This is a genomic window from Bacteroides sp. OM05-10AA (genome assembly GCF_003439055.1).
Classification (GTDB): domain Bacteria; phylum Bacteroidota; class Bacteroidia; order Bacteroidales; family Bacteroidaceae; genus Bacteroides; species Bacteroides intestinigallinarum.
Genome location: NZ_QSUR01000023.1, coordinates 49,944 through 69,281, shown reverse-complemented (window position 1 = coordinate 69,281; position 19,338 = coordinate 49,944). Strand labels below are relative to the sequence as shown.

Annotated in this window: 17 protein-coding genes; 9 read left to right on the top strand and 8 right to left on the bottom strand. The window is 42.9% G+C overall.

Annotation, left to right across the window (positions count from 1 at the left end; all coding sequences use genetic code 11):
- Positions 1-5 precede the first annotated feature (5 nt).
- The 3 genes from DXB58_RS17745 (at position 6) to DXB58_RS17735 (ending at position 2,511) form a co-directional block, all read left to right on the top strand.
- Positions 6-323 (top strand): hypothetical protein, encoded by a 318-nt coding sequence (locus tag DXB58_RS17745; protein ID WP_004297365.1) that lies wholly within the window; start codon positions 6-8, stop codon positions 321-323.
- Entirely contained in the window at positions 323-547 is a 225-nt protein-coding gene (locus tag DXB58_RS17740) for a sulfurtransferase TusA family protein (protein WP_122137717.1), read from the top strand. The genes DXB58_RS17745 and DXB58_RS17740 overlap by 1 nt, the downstream gene beginning before the upstream one ends.
- A gap of 104 nt (positions 548-651) precedes the next feature.
- Positions 652-2,511 carry a YgiQ family radical SAM protein gene (locus DXB58_RS17735; RefSeq protein ID WP_122137716.1) on the top strand — a complete coding sequence of 620 codons (1,860 nt, stop codon included), beginning with the start codon at positions 652-654 and terminating at the stop codon, positions 2,509-2,511.
- Positions 2,512-2,515: 4 nt separating this feature from the next.
- Here DXB58_RS17735 and DXB58_RS17730 read toward each other — a convergent pair whose 3' ends face one another.
- The 3 genes from DXB58_RS17730 to mfd all read right to left on the bottom strand — a co-directional run bounded on the left by DXB58_RS17730 (position 2,516) and on the right by mfd (position 6,488).
- Positions 2,516-2,812: a type II toxin-antitoxin system RelE/ParE family toxin gene (locus tag DXB58_RS17730; protein WP_004297362.1), complete on the bottom strand. Its 297-nt coding sequence runs from the start codon at positions 2,810-2,812 to the stop codon at positions 2,516-2,518.
- Positions 2,800-3,015, bottom strand: a complete 216-nt coding sequence (locus DXB58_RS17725; protein WP_122137715.1) for a hypothetical protein — start codon at positions 3,013-3,015, stop codon at positions 2,800-2,802. Before DXB58_RS17725 ends, DXB58_RS17730 begins: the two co-directional genes overlap by 13 nt.
- A 110-nt stretch (positions 3,016-3,125) precedes the next feature.
- A complete protein-coding gene (gene mfd, locus DXB58_RS17720) occupies positions 3,126-6,488 on the bottom strand; it encodes a transcription-repair coupling factor (RefSeq protein WP_122137714.1) in 3,363 nt (1,120 codons plus the stop codon).
- Positions 6,489-6,802: 314 nt separating this feature from the next.
- Between mfd and DXB58_RS17710 the strand changes: the two genes are divergently transcribed.
- The 5 genes from DXB58_RS17710 (at position 6,803) to DXB58_RS17690 (ending at position 10,976) form a co-directional block, all read left to right on the top strand.
- Positions 6,803-7,546: a polyprenol monophosphomannose synthase gene (locus DXB58_RS17710; protein WP_122137712.1), complete on the top strand. Its 744-nt coding sequence runs from the start codon at positions 6,803-6,805 to the stop codon at positions 7,544-7,546.
- Complete coding sequence (locus DXB58_RS17705) at positions 7,543-8,880, top strand: dihydroorotase (RefSeq protein ID WP_122137711.1); 1,338 nt, start codon at positions 7,543-7,545, stop codon at positions 8,878-8,880. The genes DXB58_RS17710 and DXB58_RS17705 overlap by 4 nt, the downstream gene beginning before the upstream one ends.
- Positions 8,881-8,905: 25 nt before the next feature.
- Positions 8,906-9,814 carry a vitamin B12 dependent-methionine synthase activation domain-containing protein gene (locus tag DXB58_RS17700; RefSeq protein ID WP_122137710.1) on the top strand — a complete coding sequence of 303 codons (909 nt, stop codon included), beginning with the start codon at positions 8,906-8,908 and terminating at the stop codon, positions 9,812-9,814.
- Positions 9,815-9,882: 68 nt separating this feature from the next.
- Positions 9,883-10,395 carry an RNA polymerase sigma factor gene (locus DXB58_RS17695; protein WP_004297355.1) on the top strand — a complete coding sequence of 171 codons (513 nt, stop codon included), beginning with the start codon at positions 9,883-9,885 and terminating at the stop codon, positions 10,393-10,395.
- Between the two features lie 5 nt (positions 10,396-10,400).
- A complete protein-coding gene (locus DXB58_RS17690) occupies positions 10,401-10,976 on the top strand; it encodes a hypothetical protein (protein ID WP_122137709.1) in 576 nt (191 codons plus the stop codon).
- Between the two features lie 45 nt (positions 10,977-11,021).
- On the opposite strand, the gene DXB58_RS17685 is transcribed toward DXB58_RS17690, so the two are convergent.
- Both DXB58_RS17685 and DXB58_RS17680 read right to left on the bottom strand, forming a co-directional pair.
- Entirely contained in the window at positions 11,022-13,889 is a 2,868-nt protein-coding gene (locus tag DXB58_RS17685) for an SbcC/MukB-like Walker B domain-containing protein (RefSeq protein WP_122137708.1), read from the bottom strand.
- Positions 13,886-15,139, bottom strand: coding sequence for an exonuclease SbcCD subunit D C-terminal domain-containing protein (locus tag DXB58_RS17680; RefSeq protein WP_122137707.1), 1,254 nt, complete (start codon positions 15,137-15,139; stop codon positions 13,886-13,888). The genes DXB58_RS17685 and DXB58_RS17680 overlap by 4 nt, the downstream gene beginning before the upstream one ends.
- 120 nt (positions 15,140-15,259) lie before the next feature.
- Here DXB58_RS17680 and DXB58_RS17675 point away from each other — a divergent pair, with 120 nt between their 5' ends.
- Positions 15,260-16,018 (top strand): 1-acyl-sn-glycerol-3-phosphate acyltransferase, encoded by a 759-nt coding sequence (locus DXB58_RS17675; RefSeq protein ID WP_004297350.1) that lies wholly within the window; start codon positions 15,260-15,262, stop codon positions 16,016-16,018.
- 98 nt (positions 16,019-16,116) lie between these two features.
- Here DXB58_RS17675 and DXB58_RS17670 read toward each other — a convergent pair whose 3' ends face one another.
- From DXB58_RS17670 to DXB58_RS17660, 3 genes are all read right to left on the bottom strand, one after another.
- Positions 16,117-16,593 (bottom strand): polysaccharide deacetylase, encoded by a 477-nt coding sequence (locus DXB58_RS17670; RefSeq protein WP_122137706.1) that lies wholly within the window; start codon positions 16,591-16,593, stop codon positions 16,117-16,119.
- A gap of 165 nt (positions 16,594-16,758) precedes the next feature.
- Positions 16,759-18,513 (bottom strand): hypothetical protein, encoded by a 1,755-nt coding sequence (locus tag DXB58_RS17665; RefSeq protein WP_122137747.1) that lies wholly within the window; start codon positions 18,511-18,513, stop codon positions 16,759-16,761.
- 42 nt (positions 18,514-18,555) lie between these two features.
- Positions 18,556-19,290 carry a DUF4369 domain-containing protein gene (locus tag DXB58_RS17660; protein ID WP_122137705.1) on the bottom strand — a complete coding sequence of 245 codons (735 nt, stop codon included), beginning with the start codon at positions 19,288-19,290 and terminating at the stop codon, positions 18,556-18,558.
- Between the last annotated feature and the right edge of the window lie 48 nt (positions 19,291-19,338).

Here is a 19,338-nt window from a genome sequence, read left to right as displayed (position 1 = left end):
AAACAATGTATACTATACAAGCAAATCCCAGCGGTACACGCAGCATAGAAGTATCTAATGAAAACTTGAGAACAATTGAAAAATATGCTCTGTTCCGTCATCTTATCGACAGTACCGGTATTGTAGATGAAGCAGTTCTGGATAAGTTGAAACTTAATATCCGCTCCCTTATCGCCAGTCAAGAGGAAGACAGTAAAGACTTGCTGGACCTTTGTATCGACGTGATTTATCACAATAATATGAAGGCATTCGGCTTGCAACAGCTCATCAAGCTCTATCTTACCTGGCTCTCCAGTCCGGAAGCGGAAGAAGAGGAGGAATAATGATTACGGTAGATACCTGCGGAATAACAGCATACAGTCCGCTGATTCCTGCAATAAAAGCGATGTGTACTGCCTCTCCGGGTGAAACGATAGAGATTATCATGAACCATGCTGATGCGTTTCAGGATCTAAAGGAATATCTGTCCGAGCAAGGTATCGGCTTCCGTGAAATCTATGACGGAGAACAAATGACATTACAGTTCACAATCCATGGGAAGTTCTAAGAAAGCATCCCAATGATTGGAAGAAAAACATTCTAATGAACGAAGTTAAACATCTCAATGAATAAAATCATTGGGATGTTTTTTATTATCTGTATCTTTGCAGCATGAAAGAATATCGATTGACTGACTGGTTACCCACTACTAAGAAAGAAGTAGAACTTCGAGGATGGAATGAATTGGATGTCATTCTATTCAGTGCTGATGCATATGTGGATCACCCTTCTTTTGGTGCTGCCGTTATCGGACGCATTCTCGAAGCGGAAGGTTTGAAAATAGCCATCGTTCCCCAACCTAACTGGCGTGACGACCTGCGTGACTTCAAGAAGTTGGGACGTCCACGGCTATTCTTTGGTATCTCCGGCGGATGCATGGACTCGATGGTTAATAAATATACCGCCAACAAACGCCTACGCAGTGAAGATGCTTATACTCCGGACGGCCGACCGGATATGCGTCCGGACTATCCTTCCACGGTTTATAGCCAAATACTAAAAAAACTTTTTCCGGATGTTCCAGTAGTCATTGGAGGAATCGAAGCTAGTTTAAGGCGATTGAGTCATTACGATTATTGGCAGGACAAAGTACAAAAGAGTATTTTGTGCGACAGCGGAGCAGATCTACTCATTTACGGAATGGGGGAAAAACCTCTTGCAGATCTGGTGAAGAATATGAAAAGTCTGCTCACCACTGAAGAACCTGTACTGACAAGCAGCAAATTCAAAACGATTATCGGGTCTGTGCCCCAGACAGCCTATCTTTGTCGTGCAACAGAATGGATATCTGCCGAAGACGATCTTCAACTTTATTCACACGAAGAATGTTTGGCAGATAAAAAGAAACAGGCTAGTAATTTCCGACATATCGAAGAAGAATCCAACAAATATTCGGCTTCACGAATCACACAAGCAGTAGGAAATAAGATAGTTGTAGTCAATCCTCCCTATCCTCCGATGAGCCAGAAAGACCTCGATCATTCGTTTGATTTACCATATACCCGCCTGCCTCATCCAAAATACAAAGGGAAACGGATTCCGGCATACGATATGATTAAATTTTCCATCAACATTCACCGGGGATGTTTTGGTGGCTGTGCATTCTGTACCATTTCCGCCCATCAGGGAAAGTTTATTGTCAGCCGAAGCAAAGAGTCTATACTGAAAGAGGTAAAAGAAGTTATTCAGTTACCCGATTTCAAGGGATATTTAAGTGATTTGGGAGGTCCTTCTGCTAATATGTATCAGATGAAGGGGAAAGATGAAGCTATTTGCAAAAAATGTAAACGACCGTCATGTATTCACCCGAAAGTTTGTCCGAATTTGAATACCGATCACCGCCCTTTACTGGATATTTACCATGCTGTGGATACCTTGCCCGGAATCAAAAAATCGTTTATCGGTAGCGGTGTACGCTATGACCTGTTACTTCATCAAAGCAAAGATGAAGCTATCAACCGTAGCACTGCCGAATATACCCGTGAATTGATAGTCAATCATGTGAGTGGCCGGTTAAAAGTAGCTCCGGAACATACCAGTGACCGGGTATTATCCGTAATGCGCAAACCTTCTTTTGAGCAATTTGAAACATTCAAAAAGATATTCGACCGCATCAACCGGGAAGAAAATCTGCGTCAACAACTGATTCCGTATTTTATCTCTTCGCATCCCGGATGCAACGAAGAAGATATGGCGGAACTTGCCGTTATCACTAAACGTCTGGACTTCCACCTGGAACAAGTGCAGGACTTCACTCCTACTCCGATGACAGTGGCTACCGAAGCTTGGTATAGCGGATTCCATCCATACACGCTAGAACCGATATTCAGTGCCAAAACCCAACGGGAGAAACTTGCACAACGACAGTTCTTTTTTTGGTATAAACCAGAAGAACGAAAAAACATCATCAATGAGTTGAGACGTATCGGACGTTCAGATTTGATAGACAAGTTATACGGAAAAAAAAGATAAATTCTTAAAAAGGGGCTTTATCAGGATCTTGACGAGTATCAAAAATAGCTTCCACAAGAATATATTCTTCAAGCACTCTATAATATACCTTAAAGTAATCACAATGAAAAACACGTATATTAGGCACAGAAGTAGCTTTGTATATATATGGATATTTGGCAACTAACTTCAGAACATCGTTTATCATTGTATAGATAGAACGACTATATTTGGAATTTCCGTTTCTTACACGATAGAAAGTCAAAATCCGCCGCAAAACAATTGTAGCAGTTTCTGTCCACACAATCTTTAATCGAGCCATTGTTTCACCTGCTTATCGACCTCTTCTTGAGTATACAACCGGCCTTCTTCATAATCCTTTTCCGAACGCATGATAATCTCTCTTTCATATTCCGTAGGGATATAAAGACTCATATCAGAAGTTGTCCTTTGATAAGCAGCTATCGGTTCATTAACCTGTTGTTCCGGCGTCTCATTTTCCTGTGGTTCATATTTTGCAGCCATATCTGTAATACCTAAATTATTATGAGTTCAAAGATAAACAGACTTATGTAATAAAACAAACTTATTCTTTTGAATCTCATTAAAAAACATAAATTATCAGAGTCCACTTATCATTGCAAAGCCACAATCTCCTGCAACACACTGACTGCCGTTTCCACATTAGTAACATCCTTAATCAGCATACTCCGTCTGCCGTTCTGTTCACGCAAATCACAACGACGGGTATATTTCATCATATAGTCTATCACTTTACCAAAAGCCTTACTTTGATAGAACGGACTATCCGGATTGGAAACAAAGAACAAGGTCATCCGCCCACCTTTCAGGAAGATTTTCTCTGCACCCAAACGGGCTGCAAGACGGCGTAGAGGCACAATACGGAGTAGTTCTTCCGTTTCCCGGGGAACCGGTCCGAAGCGGTCTTCCAGACGAGCACGGAAAGCTTCCACATCTTTGTCCAATGTCAGTCCATCCAGTTCACGATAGAGCAACATACGTTCGCTGCTGCCTGTTACGTAGTTGGCAGGTAACAATAGTTCGAGGTCGCTTTCTACCTGACACTCGTCTACAAACTCTTCTCCACTAATTTGTCCTTCGCCCTTGATTTCATCCGCATACAGTTCAGCAAACTCGTCTGTCTTTAACTCATGGACAGCTTCAGTAAGAATTTTCTGATATGTCTCATATCCCAAATCAGCAACAAATCCGCTTTGTTCGGCTCCAAGCAGATTTCCAGCTCCACGAATATCCAAATCCTGCATGGCGATATGAATACCACTTCCCAAATCACTAAAGTTTTCAATTGCTTGAAGACGTCGTCTTCCTTCGGCTGTCAAACTACCTAACGGAGGAGCCAGCAGATAACAAAAAGCTTTCTTATTACTACGTCCTACCCGTCCACGCATCTGATGGAGATCACTCAATCCAAAGTTTTGCGCCTGATTGATAATGATAGTGTTGGCATTCGGAATATCAATACCACTTTCGATGATTGTAGTTGCCAAGAGTACATCATAGTCGTAGTTGACAAAATCCAGAATAATCTTCTCCAACTCTGTCGGTTCCATCTGTCCATGTCCAATTGCTACACGACAATCCGGGATATGACGTTCGATCATCGCTTTCAATTCCGGCAAGTTCGCAATCCGGTTATTGACAAAGAAGACTTGACCGTTGCGGCTCATCTCAAAATTGATGGCATCCGTTATCACCTCGTCATTAAAAGTATGCACTTCGGTCTGAATCGGATAGCGGTTGGGTGGCGGAGTAGAAATCACACTCAAGTCGCGTGCACCCATCAATGAAAATTGAAGGGTACGGGGAATTGGAGTAGCAGTCATAGTCAGTGTATCCACATTCACTTTCAACTGACGCAGCTTTTCTTTGACAGAGACTCCAAATTTCTGTTCTTCGTCCACAATCAACAATCCCAAGTCTTTAAACTGGACATCTTTTCCCAAGATACGGTGGGTACCTATCAGAATACCGACATCTCCATCTTTCAATCCCTTCAATACAGCTTTGGTCTGTGCGGCAGTACGTGCGCGGCTTAAATATTCCACCCGGCACGGTAATCCTTTCAAACGCTCACGGAAAGTCTGAAAATGCTGGTAAGCAAGTACTGTTGTCGGAACCAGAACGGCTACTTGTTTATTATCGGCAACGGCTTTGAAAGCCGCACGTATCGCTATCTCGGTTTTTCCAAATCCTACATCTCCGCAGACCAGACGATCCATCGGACGGTCACTTTCCATATCTGCCTTGACATCAATCGTCGCCTTGCTCTGATCCGGTGTATCTTCATAAATAAAGGATGCTTCCAGCTCACGCTGCAAGAAACTATCGGGACTGTAAGAGAAACCTTTTTCCTGACGACGCTGCGAATACAATTTTATCAAATCGCGGGCAATGTCCTTGATTTTACTCTTCGTACGTTCTTTCAGTTTCTCCCATGCACCTGTACCTAATTTGTTAAGCCGGGGAGCCTCTCCTTCTTTACCTTTATATTTGGAAACCTTATGCAGGGAATGAATAGAGACGAACACCACATCTTCATTTTGAAACACCAGTTTCAAAACCTCTTGCGTAGTATCACCATTCGGAATACGTACCAAGCCGGAAAAACGTCCGATACCATGATCCGTATGCACCACATAGTCTCCCGGAGTGAACTGATTCAGTTCTTTCAAGGATAGTGCCACTTTTCCCGAACGGGCTTTATCACTTTTCAGATTATATTTATGAAAACGATCAAACAACTGATGATCTGTGAAGATACAGAGCCGCAGTGTGTTATCTACAAAACCTTCGTGAATGGTACGTTCTACAGGAGTAAAATTAATCTGATCACCCCGATCTTCAAAAATAGCTTTGATACGATCTGTTTGCTTCATGCTGTCACTGCAGATAGATAGCGAATAGCCCTTTTCCAGATAATCCTTGAAAGAAGAAGCTACCAGATCGAAATTCTTATGAAAGATAGGCTGGGCAGATGTATTGAAAGTAACGCTGGCATTGGGTGTTCCGGTCGGTTTATTACCAAATTCCAACCGGCGGAAATCGAGTGCCCGTACAGTAAACTCACTGCCGTCTATCAATTTCCCTTCCAATGTAATGCCACCATTCTCTTCGGCCTCCTGAACGGCTATTGCCTGTGGAGTCAGCGCCTCATCGTGTACCACCTGGATTCGCTCGCGCAACCAAAGAAAATCACGCATTGCCAAAGTAGTCTCTTTCGGGATGAAATCCAGAAAAGAAGTCGTTACATCACCTGTCACCGCCAAATCGGGAACAATAGACACTCCATCTTTCTTCTCACGGGATAATTGAGATTCCACTTCAAAGGTACGAACACTTTCCACTTCATCACCAAAGAAATCGATGCGATAAGGATATTCCGAAGCAAAAGAGAAAACGTCGATAATACTACCGCGAACAGCATATTGTCCCGGTTCATATACGTAGTCTACATATTCAAAACCATAACTATGCAACACATCGGTGATGAAAGTGGTATCCACTTTCTCTCCTACATTCAACTTCAGCGTTTTATTACTCAATTCCTTGCGCGACACCACTTTCTCCGCCAATGCATCCGGGTACGTAACGATACATAATCCCTCTTCCCCCTTTTGCAAGCGGCTAAGTACTTCTGTGCGCAAAATCTCATTGGCCGCATCTTTTTGTCCATACTTGATGGAGCGACGGAATGAAGATGGAAAGAACAATACTCTTTCCGTACCCAATATCTGCGTCAAGTCGTGATAGAAATATCCGGCTTCTTCAAGATCACCTAAAATAAATACAAACGGGCAACCACCCTCTTGCACCAGTACAGAAGAAAAAAGAGAAGCGGCAGATGCACACAGTCCTCCGCAAAAAACAGTCTGAACGGAAGTGTCCTTCAACAAGCGCTTCATTACTGCCATATTGGGATGGGCAGCATATTGTTGTTGCAACTCAGTTATTGTCATACCTATAAAATTTCCCCGCAAAATTACAAAAAAGATTGGGAGTATGCACCCAAAGAACAGAAGTATTATAATAAGGTATCTGCCGGACATTACTTAGATGTGGGGCGAGTGCCGTTAAGCCGTGGGATAAACGTCCGTGAGCCGTGGGATGAGCACTGCTAAGGCGTGGGCTAACCCCAAGCGAGGTGCGGGCTTAGTTCAGACAACATGCCGTCTTATTCCGAATGGGGCATGAAACACGTTAAATTTTCCTTAGTTCAGCTATAACTAAAGGAAAAAGAACTACTTTTGTTTCTAAATTTTATAGTATCTATATGCAGACATCGGATAGCATTGTAATTATCCCCACCTATAATGAACGGGAGAACATAGAAAATATCATCCGTGCCGTTTTCGGCCTTCCCCAAGTATTCCATATTCTGGTCATAGAAGACGGCTCTCCGGACGGGACAGCAGCCATCGTAAGAAAACTGCAACAAGAATTTCCCGAACAGCTTTTTATGATAGAACGTAAAGGAAAACTAGGACTGGGTACTGCCTACATTACCGGATTTAAATGGGCACTGGAACACGCATACGAGTATATTTTTGAAATGGATGCAGACTTCAGTCATAATCCGAATGATTTACCCCGTTTGTATCAGGCTTGTTCGAAACAAGGAGGAGATGTATCTATCGGTTCCCGTTATGTCAGCGGAGTGAATGTAGTGAATTGGCCGATGGGACGGGTATTGATGTCATACTTCGCCTCTAAATATGTGCGGTTTATCACCGGAATACCTGTACATGACACCACTGCCGGATTTGTTTGCTACCGCCGTCAGGTATTGGAAACGATCGATTTAGATCATATTCGCTTTAAAGGATATGCCTTTCAGATTGAAATGAAATTCACTGCTTACAAGTGTGGTTTCAAAATTATCGAGGTTCCCGTTATCTTCATTAATCGTGAATTAGGGACTTCTAAAATGAATAGCAGCATCTTTGGAGAAGCCATATTTGGTGTGATAAAATTAAAAGTAAATAGTTGGTTCCATAAATTCCCACAAAAGAAATGAAACGTACACTGATTCAAAACGCCGTTATTGTCAACGAAGGAAGAAAAGTTCTGGGTTCAGTAGTAATCGAGAATGAAAAGATAGCCGAAATATTGGTTGGTGAAGAAAACGCAACTGCCCCCTGCGACGAGATTATAGACGCAACCGGGTGTTATCTTTTGCCGGGTGCCATCGACGAACATGTGCATTTCCGCGATCCCGGACTGACTCATAAGGCAGATATCACCACAGAAAGTCGTGCTGCGGCAGCAGGAGGTGTCACCTCTATCATGGATATGCCCAATACCAATCCGCAAACTACTACATTGGAGGCTTTGGAGGAAAAATTTGTTCTGTTGGGTGAAAAGTCAGCAGTCAACTATTCCTGCTACTTCGGAGCAACGAATAATAACTATACCCAGTTTGCACAACTGGATAAACACCGGGTTTGTGGAGTGAAGTTATTTATGGGGTCAAGCACCGGCAATATGCTGGTAGACCGGATGGCCAGTCTGCGTAATATATTCGGTGGAACCGATCTGCTCATCGCTGCTCATTGTGAAGATCAGGGAATTATCAAAGAAAATACGGATAAATATAAGAAAGAATACGGAGACGATGTACCTTTGGCTCTTCATCCGCTCCTTCGTTCGGAAGAAGCTTGCTATCGTTCATCCGAACTGGCAGTGCAGTTGGCACGTGAGACAAACGCCCGCCTGCACATCATGCATATTTCCACAGCTAAAGAGTTGAGCCTGTTTTCTAACGTACCTTTGGTACAAAAAAAGATCACGGCAGAAGCCTGTGTTTCTCATCTGCTCTTTACGGAAGAGGACTATCAGACACTGGGTGCCCGCATCAAATGCAACCCTGCCATTAAGACAGCGCAAGACCGGAAAGCTTTGCAAGAGGCTGTCAATAGCGGTATGATTGATGCTATTGCCACAGATCATGCCCCACATTTACTTAGCGAAAAAGAAGGCGGTGCCTTAAAAGCAATGTCCGGAATGCCGATGATTCAGTTCTCACTCGTCAGCATGTTGGAGTTGACAGAAAAAGGAGTGTTTACTATCGAAAAAGTAGTAGAAAAGATGGCTCATGCTCCTGCGCAGATGTATGAGATACAAAACAGAGGATTCATTCGCAAAGGCTATCAGGCTGACCTGGTATTAGTCCGTCCCGGAAGCGAATGGACTGTAACAACCGATTGTATTCTAAGCAAATGTAAATGGAGCCCATTAGAGGGACACACATTCGACTGGAAAGTAGAGAAAACATTTGTAAACGGACATCTGTTATATAACAACGGAGAAATAGACGAGACTTATTGCGGACAGGAATTAAGATTCAGATAAACAGCAGCTCGCCTTCAACAAGCCTATGAGTACCATTTTGTCTTATAAAATACATACAGTCACTCCCTACATCAACTGGATTTACTTTTTCCACGCATGGGGGTTCCAGCCACGTTTTGCAGCCATCGCCAACATTCATGGATGTGATGCCTGCCGTGCTTCGTGGCTGACAACTTTCCCGGAAGAAGAGCGTAATAAGGCTTCCGAAGCAATGCAGCTATTCAAAGAGGCCAACCGGATGCTCGATCTGCTCGACCGGGATTATGAAGTAAAGACCATCTTCAAGCTTTGCAAGGCAAACTCTGACGGGGATAACCTGATTATTGAGAAAGAAAAAGACCGGTTCATCACTTTTCCTTTACTGCGCCAGCAAACGCCGAAAAGAGACGGTAGTCCTTTTCTTTGTCTAAGTGACTTTATCCGCCCGATCTCTTCCGGCATCCCGGATACCATCGGTGCTTTTGCCTCTTCCATTGATGCAGACATGGAAGGATTGTACGAACAGGACCCTTATAAACACCTGCTTGTCCAAACCCTCTCCGACCGACTGGCAGAAGCAGCAACAGAAAAGATGCATGAATATGTGCGCAAAGAAGCGTGGGGATATGCCAAAGACGAGAATTTAGGCATAGCGGACTTACTGGTCGAAAACTATCAAGGCATTCGCCCTGCTGTCGGCTACCCGTCTTTACCGGATCAATCTGTCAACTTCCTGTTGGATGAACTGTTGGACATGAAGCAGATAGGCATTTCGCTGACCGAAAACGGAGCTATGTACCCGCACGCTTCTGTTTGCGGGCTTATGTTCTCACACCCGGCTTCCGAATACTTCTCCGTCGGAAAGATTGGAGAAGACCAATTGGAAGATTATGCCCGCCGTCGGGGAAAAAGTATCGAAGAAATGTGTAAGTTTCTGGCAGCTAATCTCCAATAGCCCTTATTCTCCTGTGATTTTTCTCCTTTTCTCACGACTAACTAACCAGAAAAGTAATCATAGATTCCATGAGAGAACAAACAGCAGAGGTTAGCGCCCCTATTGAGCAAGAGTTTTTATCGGTGATCCGCGAATATGAACGGGTGATCTACAAGGTATGCTATCTGTATGCCAATCCCAATGCTCCTCTCAATGATCTGTATCAGGATGTGGTATTGAACCTTTGGAAAGCCTATCCCAAATTCAGAAAAGAATGTAAGGTTTCCACTTGGATTTACCGTATTGCCCTCAACACCTGTATCAGCTTCTATCGTAAAGAAAAGAATGTGCCGGAAATAGTCAGCCTCACCAGAGATACTGACTGGGCCATAGAAGCACACGACCCGATCAACGAAATGCTGAAACAGCTCTATCAGATGATTAACCAACTGGGACAACTCGACAAATCAATTATCCTGCTTTATCTCGAAGACAAAAGTTACGAGGAAATAGCAGAAATCACCGGACTGACGGTTACCAATGTAGCGACCAAACTAAGTCGCATCAAAGACAAACTTAAAAGAATGAAAAAGGAGGAATAAGATATATGGAACTGGAAGAACTGAAAAAATCTTGGAATGCCCTGGATGAACACTTGAAAGACAAAGAGTTCATCAAAGAAGAAGAGCTTGAAAAGCTGATAAGGCACGCGGACAAAGGTATCCATGCCATTGCCAGACTGAACATCAAGCTTATTCTGATTTCTCTGCCGATACTGATCTTATTTTTAGCGGAGGTACTGTTGCACAACAGATTGAACCCGATCTATATCATTATCATTTTCGCATGGATTCCTGCCCTTTGCTGGGATATCGTCACCACCCGTTTCCTCCAACGGACACAAATAGACGAGATGCCTTTGGTAGAAGTAATCAGCCGCGTGAACCGTATCCATCGATGGACCATCAGGGAACGATTGATTGCTATTGCCTTTCTCCTGGTCCTGGCTATACTTTCATTTATCTACTGGCAAGTGTGGCAATATGGAATGGGCATGATTGCTTTCTTCATCCTGTTATGGGGCGGAGGACTGGGATTGATCTTATGGATTTACCGCAAGAAGTTCTTAAATCGTATCCACGAAATCAAAAAGAATTTAAACGAACTGAACGAATTAATGTAAAAGAATCCAACCTGAATAATTCATACTAAGTAGTAAGGAGTGTGCTTACCCCACCACGGTAAGCACACTTTTTCCATTCACTTTCTTATGTACCTGCACCTGAACAGAAATCCGTTCACTCATCTCCTGCACATGAGAGATTACTCCTATTTTCCGCCCCTGCATCTGTAATTGTTCCAATGCTTCCATCGCTGTACGCAAACTTTCCGCATCCAAAGAGCCGAAACCTTCATCAATAAAAAGAGATTCAACTTTCAGATTATTACTTGACAAGGAAGACAAACCTAAAGCCAGTGCCAAAGAAATCAGGAACGATTCACCTCCTGAAAGAGAGTACACGGTCCGTATTTCATCACACATATCGCAATCTATTACCTGAAGTGCCAACGTATCGGGTACCTGTTGCAGCTTATAGCGTTTAGAGAGATAGGATAAATGTTTATTGGCATGAAGCAACAACAAATTCAAAGTATAACTTTGAGCAATCACTTTAAATTTCGCTCCATCCGCACTGCCAATCAGTTTATTCAATTTTGCCCAACGTTCGGCAACAGTTTGTTTCTCTGCCAGTTCCTTCGCAATCTGTTCCACAGTCAGTTTATTCTTTGCTTGTTGTAGCAGGCGGGCTTCCATAGTAGAAAGGGCACGTTCTATATTCAGGTTTTCTTCCTGTTGCTTCTTTATTATTTCGGGAAGCAGTTCGGGAGACTCTATCTTTTTATACTGTTCTTGCAACTCTCCTATAGCCAGTGCAATTTGCTTCATCTCTCCTTGCAAACCGGAAAGCCGGTTGTGTACCGCCTCTACTTCTTTACGTGCTTTCTCCAAAGCGAGATTCAGCTCTTTCTCTCTTTTTGCTACGGCAGCTTCCGCTTCATCCGCACTTTTTCCTTTCAATAGCTGAGAACGTTCCTGACGAAGCACATTCAGCGCTTTCTCTATCACTTCAAATCTCTTTAGTTCGGCCGAAGCAGCATTCTGTAAGATTACCAGCTGTTCTTTGGCAGACGATACTTTCTGCATAGCCAAACGACAGAGAGAAACATTCTCACGGAGGGCTTCACAATGTGCACGCATCTTTTTAATTTCTTCATCGCCGCGCTGCCATTCTGCATAAAGATTACGATATTCCAAAATACGTTCTGCCAGTTCCGCCAAACGGTGTTGTATTTGCTCTTCGTTTCCGGTTTCAATCCCTGCTTTATATAATGCCGCCAACTGTTCCGCGATCTGTCCGTCCACCGTTTTTTGATGCGCCAAATCACGTTGCAGAGCAATGCTCCGGTTATTCATCTGCTGGCAGTTGGCTGCTGCCACATTATACTCCTGCTCAATACTCCGGAAAAGAGTATCTACTACCTCCTGCTCCTGATGATAAGGATGCGCTGTGCTACCGCAAACCGGACAAGCCTCCCCTTCCTGTAATTGCCGGCGCAATGCTTTCACGTCTTTTCCCACTGCCATACGTGCATTTTCGTAAAGACGTTGAGTAACTTTCAATGCGGTTTCTTGCTCCGTCAATTGTTTCAGACAATCGCCCACTTCTTTCTCCAGTCTTTCTATTTCCGTCTTTGCTTTCGTCTGCGTTTCCGTTAATTGCCGGATATTCTGCTGACGAGTCAACTCCTTTTGCAACTTCACCTGTTCTTCGGCCAATAACGGATATCCGAAAGAATTTAAGCGCAATAAACGTTCCTCATTCGTACTTGTAGCGGCAGCCAGTTTGCTTTCTTCTTGCCGTAGAATCTCTTCCACCTGTTCAAGTTGCAGTGTTTCTTCTATCCCTACATGGCTTAATAAGCGGTTCAGAGAAGAATAAGACACCTGTAATTGTTCCGCAGCCACTCGCATTTTTTGTTCCTGCTCCGCCACCTGCCTGTTAGCCGCTTGTAAAATCTGCTGCGACTGTATATAGCTGCTTTGTTGAGACTGTATCTGTACATCCAATTGACGTGCTTTCTTCAAGTCTGGCTGTATGGCCTCCCATTGTGCCTTAAAATGCACCAGTCCTTCCTCTTGGGAAGCCAATGCACCCTGCAGAACTTTCTCCCTAGCCTGTTCCTCCTGTTCTTCCTGCTGCTTTTTCTTCCAAAGTTCTTCCTGTATTTTTAATGAACGAACCACATTCAGTTGTTCATTCTGTTCTGCCAGCAGTTTAATCCCTAATGCACGCTTTTCAGTCGATAGTTCTTTCTCTTTTTGCAGAGCAAGCAGCTCTTCTTCCGGCATCAATTCGATCACATTCATTCGATTCTGAATCAAGGTCACCTCTTCTTGTGCCGCCTTATTCCGGGCATAGACCTCTTGAGAAATCCGGGAATACACGCCGGTTCCTGTCAACTTCTCCAGTAATTCTGCTTTTGCCGCCCCTTTTGATTTCAGAAATGTGGCAAAATCATTTTGTGCCAATAATACTGTACGGGTGAACTGTTCATACGTCAGGCCAACCAACTCCACCAACTGAATCAACAACTCTTTCTTGGTACCTTGAAATTCTTTCTCCGTATCCAGTTCTTTCACTTCCAGCGTTTGTGGCTGCAAAGAACCGTTTATCTTGTTTCTTGTCCGCCTCACCGACCAACGAGAACGGTAACGCCGTCCGTCAATACCTAAAAAATCGACTTCCGCATAACCATCACTTGTCCCCCGGCGCAGCAAATTTCTAACATCAGACTGATTAATCTGATTGTCTCCCACATCTGCCAGGTTCACATTTTCCACTGAAGTAGCGAAACGGGGAGCCTTATCATACAATGCCAGGCATAAGGCATCTAATAAAGTAGACTTACCTGCACCAGTAGGTCCTGAAATGGCAAAGATACCTGCAGAATGTAATGGTTCTGTCCTAAAATCCACTTCTACCGTTCCTTCTATCGAGGTCAGATTCTTCAATCGTATAGCTAGTATTTTCATTCTTCTTCCTCCTCTTCTTTACGGGTAGCAGCCAGATAGGCCTCTTCAAACAAACCTGTCAGTTCTACAGGCATTTCCACCTGATAAATCTTCTCAAAGGCAGACTGTGCAATCTGTAAAGGAGACATTTCCTGCAATCCCCTCTTCCAGTTTTCATTTTCTTTCGTCGCATTTCCAGTTTCAGTGCGATAGGTAGAAACAATACGCGCCAACCGATAGTTTTTATCTGCCAGTGCATCTTCAATCTCCTGTCGAAGCATGGGTTCCGGTTCCTCTAACAATACCTTTACTTCCAGATATGGGGCTACGGCTTCTGTCTCGGGTAGTTCCTTCAAGGCTTCCAAGATAGCTTCCGGTGAAACAGGTTCTCCGTTCGGGACACTCACCAAAGGTATTAATTTCGGGCATTCCAACCGTTCAATGTCCACGGCACAACCTCCGTCGAAAGTCACCATCACGACTCCATGATGATAATGTTTCTCGGCAAAAGACATCGGAATGGGGCTTCCGGCATACCGTACATTCTCTCTTCCGGACACTCGCTGCGCTTTATGTATATGTCCCAATGCCGTATAAGCTATCTGTTCGGAAAAAGCTTCCGGAGATACGCACTCCAACCCACCAATCACGGTACGCTCGCTATAATCCTTCTCTGCAATCTCCGATCCTGTAGCCTGCAAATGACCGATGGCAAGAATCGCCTGATTCTCCGTCCTTCGCTTCCATAGCCTTTGCAAAAGTTGTGCATAAAGTTCGCGAACTCCCTCCGCATACGGATTGCCTTCCGTTTGCACGGCCGGATAATCTCCCTGACGCAGAAAAGGAACTGCCATGCAAAGCAATTCCACTTCCCCTTTCCGGTTCTTCAGTTCCACAGTCAAATGGTCATAATCGATTTCTCCGCCTGCGAGCTTGCGAACTACCCCTCTGACTTCCGTCCGCATAGCTTGCAACAGAGGCAAAGGAGCTTCCAGGCGTGCTGCCGAATCATGGTTGCCGGCAACAATGACAATCTGCAAATACGGATTCTCCGCTGTCACCCGATAAATAAACTGATAATACATGCTTTGGGATGCAGCGGAAGGGTTGGAAACATCAAAAACATCTCCGGCTATAATCAATGCATCAATCTCTTTCTGACGAATTTCTTCTGCCAGCCAATTCAGGAATACTTCATGTTCTTCCGTGCGATCATAACCAAAAAAGGTTTGTCCCAGATGCCAGTCGGCAGTATGTAATATACGTATCATAATTTTGTAACTATCTCTAATAACAAGAGGCAAAAATAACACAATCAAAAAGATTATATCACATCTGCCTCTCTTTTTTACCAATAATCATGTATATTTGCAGGATAAAAATCCAACCCTATGAAGATACTGTATTATATTTATCAGATTTGCATCGCTTTGCCTATTTTATTAGTGTTGACCATCCTCACGGCAATCGTCACTATTGTAGGTTCTCTCTTGGGAGGAGCCCACATCTGGGGATATTATCCGGGGAAGATTTGGTCACAATTAATTTGTCTGTTTCTGTTGATTCCCGTGAAGATTGAGGGACGTGAAAAGTTGCATGACAAAACTTCCTATATTTTCGTACCTAACCATCAGGGGTCATTTGATATTTTCCTTATTTACGGCTTCATCGGAAGAAACTTTAAGTGGATGATGAAAAAAAGCCTGCGCAAACTGCCGTTTGTAGGAAAAGCCTGTGAGAGTGCAGGACATATCTTTGTAGACAGATCCGGTCCTAAAAAAGTATTGGAAACAATCCGGCAGGCAAAAGACTCATTGAAAGATGGGGTTTCTCTCGTTGTCTTTCCCGAAGGAGCGCGTACATTTACAGGACACATGGGATACTTTAAGAAAGGCGCTTTCCAGTTGGCAGATGATTTACAGTTGGCGGTTGTACCCGTCACCATTGACGGCTCATTCGAAATTCTGCCACGCACAGGCAAATGGATACACCGTCATCGCATGATTCTGACTATTCATGAGCCTATTCCTCCCAAAGGGAAAGGAATGGAAAATATCAAGGCAACCATGGCAGAAGCCTACGCTGCGGTTGAAAGTGCCCTGCCGGAACAATACAAGGGAATGGTGAAAAACGAAGATCAAGACCGATAGTCAGTACATAATCTTATATAAATATGGGGATGCTCACGCACCCCCATATTCCTAACCAGTTTTATGCATCAAACTATTAAATTAAGAAATTCAGATATTTAGATGTTTTGCAAGGTTATGGTTTGGTTTGACATCATTTGTAATTCTTGAAAAGTCAAATTAAAACTTTTATAAATCTCCTTTTCTAAATTCTCTAATGAGAAAGATTCATTTCTGACGCCATTAATCTTCCCTCTAAACCGATTGTTATAATGCTTGCGGAATGTATCCGGAGTAACTAGGCCTCCCAGACCATAATCACCCACTACAATCACCGGCTTTCGGCGCAATACCCCTTCGTAAGCGGTAATCCCCGCACCAATAATCAAATCGGCTTCTTCAATCAGTTTACCGATTTCACTTTCGGAGGATATATAATCCACCTGATACTCTGAAAATTTACTTAATAGAACTCCTACCTTTAGCCTTGTGCGAGAATTAGCTATTCCGACAACAATGCTGGCTTTTTGTTCCATCAACTGCAGTTCGTTACCTCTCCAAGAAGAGGTAGCAGATAATTCATTAGGATTTTTCATATAGCTATTTGGTTTTTGTTGGGTCAAAAGTACAACATGCATCCGAAAACACAAAAAAAGTCACCCGGACAAAATCAGCGCGCCTGATTTCCCGTAAACACCTACAATTCAACAAAATACAGATTAGCGTTCTATTAATGACCCGGACAATTCATTTTTTATTTATCAAAAATCCCTTAAAAACACATTCAAATCTTCTTGTGGAGAAATGCCTAATCGACCTTTCAGCCTTCCTTTTGCTTTGGTAACAGAATCGGAAGAGGTCTGAAAAATACGCGCCAGTTCTTCATTGGTCAGTCCAAATTTAAGAAAGCAACAGATCTCAAGATCATGTTTAGTTAATAAAGGAGTTTTGTCAAGCAACCGGGTAACGTAATTAGAATAGAGTAAATCAAACAGGCTAAACAATTTATAGCGTTCTCCATTAGACAATTTACCTCTTAATGTCCCCTCCTTGATAGCAAGCAGCAGACGAAAAGCGGATATGTACTGTTCAGAAGAGGGTCCGACTGTTAATTCTCCTCCCAGTTCTTTCAACAGTCCCGATAAGGTTTTGTTCTGCATACTTAGAAGTACAATCTTTCCATTCAACTCGCCTACCTTCATTCGATTTTCTTCCAGTATGCGGTTCTCTTCCAGTACTTGATCTTTCAACTCCTGGATTTCTTCCATCTCCTGCTGGTATCGCTTTATCTCCTCTTCATTATCTCTAATCTGGGATTCGATTTCGGCAATCTTCTTCCTGTGATTCTTACTTTTGTAGTAGTAATAACACATATAGAAGGCTATAATCAGGAAAATAATCGTACTGCAAAATATAAAAACCGTACGGTCCACTTTCAATTGCAAATTGTCATTTCGGAGTTTCTCGTTCTCATACTGCTTCTGGAGTTTTGTTATCAACTCCTGCGAATCGACTTCATCCAATACATTCACAATAGAGTCCGCTTTTTCATGGTAGGTAATCGCCTCTTCAAAATTATCAATATCTTTTTCCAGAAAGTATAAATTATTGTACGCATCAATACGGGTATATTCTTTAGAAGAATTGATACTCATCTTAAAATATTTCCGGGCATTCTCTACATCACCCATCTGTATATACAAATAGCCGAGAGACATACACTCCACGTATTTCCTTTCTTCATCCGTTTCTTTTTCATAAGCAGCAAGAAAATAGCGTTCTGACTTTTTCAGTTCTCCCATAGAACGGTACAGTATCCCCAACTCATGTAAAATGGAAACTTCAGACGGATATTGCTTTTCCCTGGCTAGTTCTAAAGCGTAAGTATAATAGAAATAGCAGCTATCCCATTTATTCTGAAACAAATAAGCCCGGCCTATATTTTGCCCGGCTCTGACAAGACTCAAAGAATCTTTCAACTCTTCATAGATCGTATATGACTCCCGAAAATTCTTCAACGACTCCTGATACAATTTCTTTTTCCGGTTAATCATCCCTATCTCATCAGTAGCCATTGCAAACATCTTACAACATTGAATATTCCCGAACATTTCTTTTGCCGAAGACAAAAACGTCAAAGCCTCTTCATCTTTGCCCAATTCACGCAACACTCTTCCATAATAATACTGTGCTTTAGCACGCGTAACAGAGTCACCACGCTCTACAGTATAGTAATTCAGCGCCAGTGCAATCAATGAGTCAGAAGTAAACTTCACATAGTTCTGATCCATCGCCTGCGTCAATAAAAGTGCATAATCCGCCTGCAACTTTCCACGCAATTTTTCAGTATGAGGTATTGACTTTAATAGATACAGAGCTGTATCCGGAAGAGATTCCATGCACATTTCGATCCTCTGGAATGCCGCATCAGGGACCTCCGAATCTCTATGACAAGAAACCGATAAGACTAAAATAAAAAAGAAAGCGGCGTATACCGAAACAGTAGTCGTTTTCACTTTACTTGAGTTTTGTGCAAAAATACACAAAAAACTCAAGTATTACTTATTTGTTGAAGCATTTTGTTCCAATCGTTGATGTTCTTCTATCAACTTCATGTTTTCTCTTGCTTTAGACAGGAACTCTCTAACCAGCTTATTATCTTTAAAAGAATAAGGAGCATCCTTGATTATATCATCAATCTGCGGAGTCATAATGGGATAGGGCAAAGAGCTACAGAGCATCATAAACACACTGGGTCCCAGCACATTTTCGTAATTATCGGAGATGAACGTTTTTACATACTGATTCATCGCTTTCATCAGTGAGTCTCCTTCCACCACCAACTGACCGTGAATTTCATCCAGATCGCCTCCATCCAGTACCATACGGGTTTCCTTCTGCTCCAGTTCACCAATGCTTTCTTCCAATTGGTTTCTTTTGCTGATAAACTCGTACAGTGCATTATTTAAAGATGTTCCGACTGCCTTGAGGTCCGTATTGCTAATGGTAACAGTTATCTTCCCACTTTCCAGCACAATCGGCATTATGCTTTCTTCATCCATATAAAGTGTCACCATCTGTACGGAATCTATTTTCCCTTTCATTGAGAACAGACCATGCACTACTTCAGCTGAATCCAGCTTCACCCACTCTCCATCACGAAGGGACTTAAGATACAACATCTTTCCATCCAGACTATTCACTGAAGAGGTTCCTTCAATCTTGTACTTACTGGTGCAGGAAGTCAAAAACGGAAGCAAAAGCAAAAAAGGCAAAATTTTATTCACGTTCATCTATTCATTAAATTCTGGGTACAAAGGTACAACTGATTCAGAATTCAA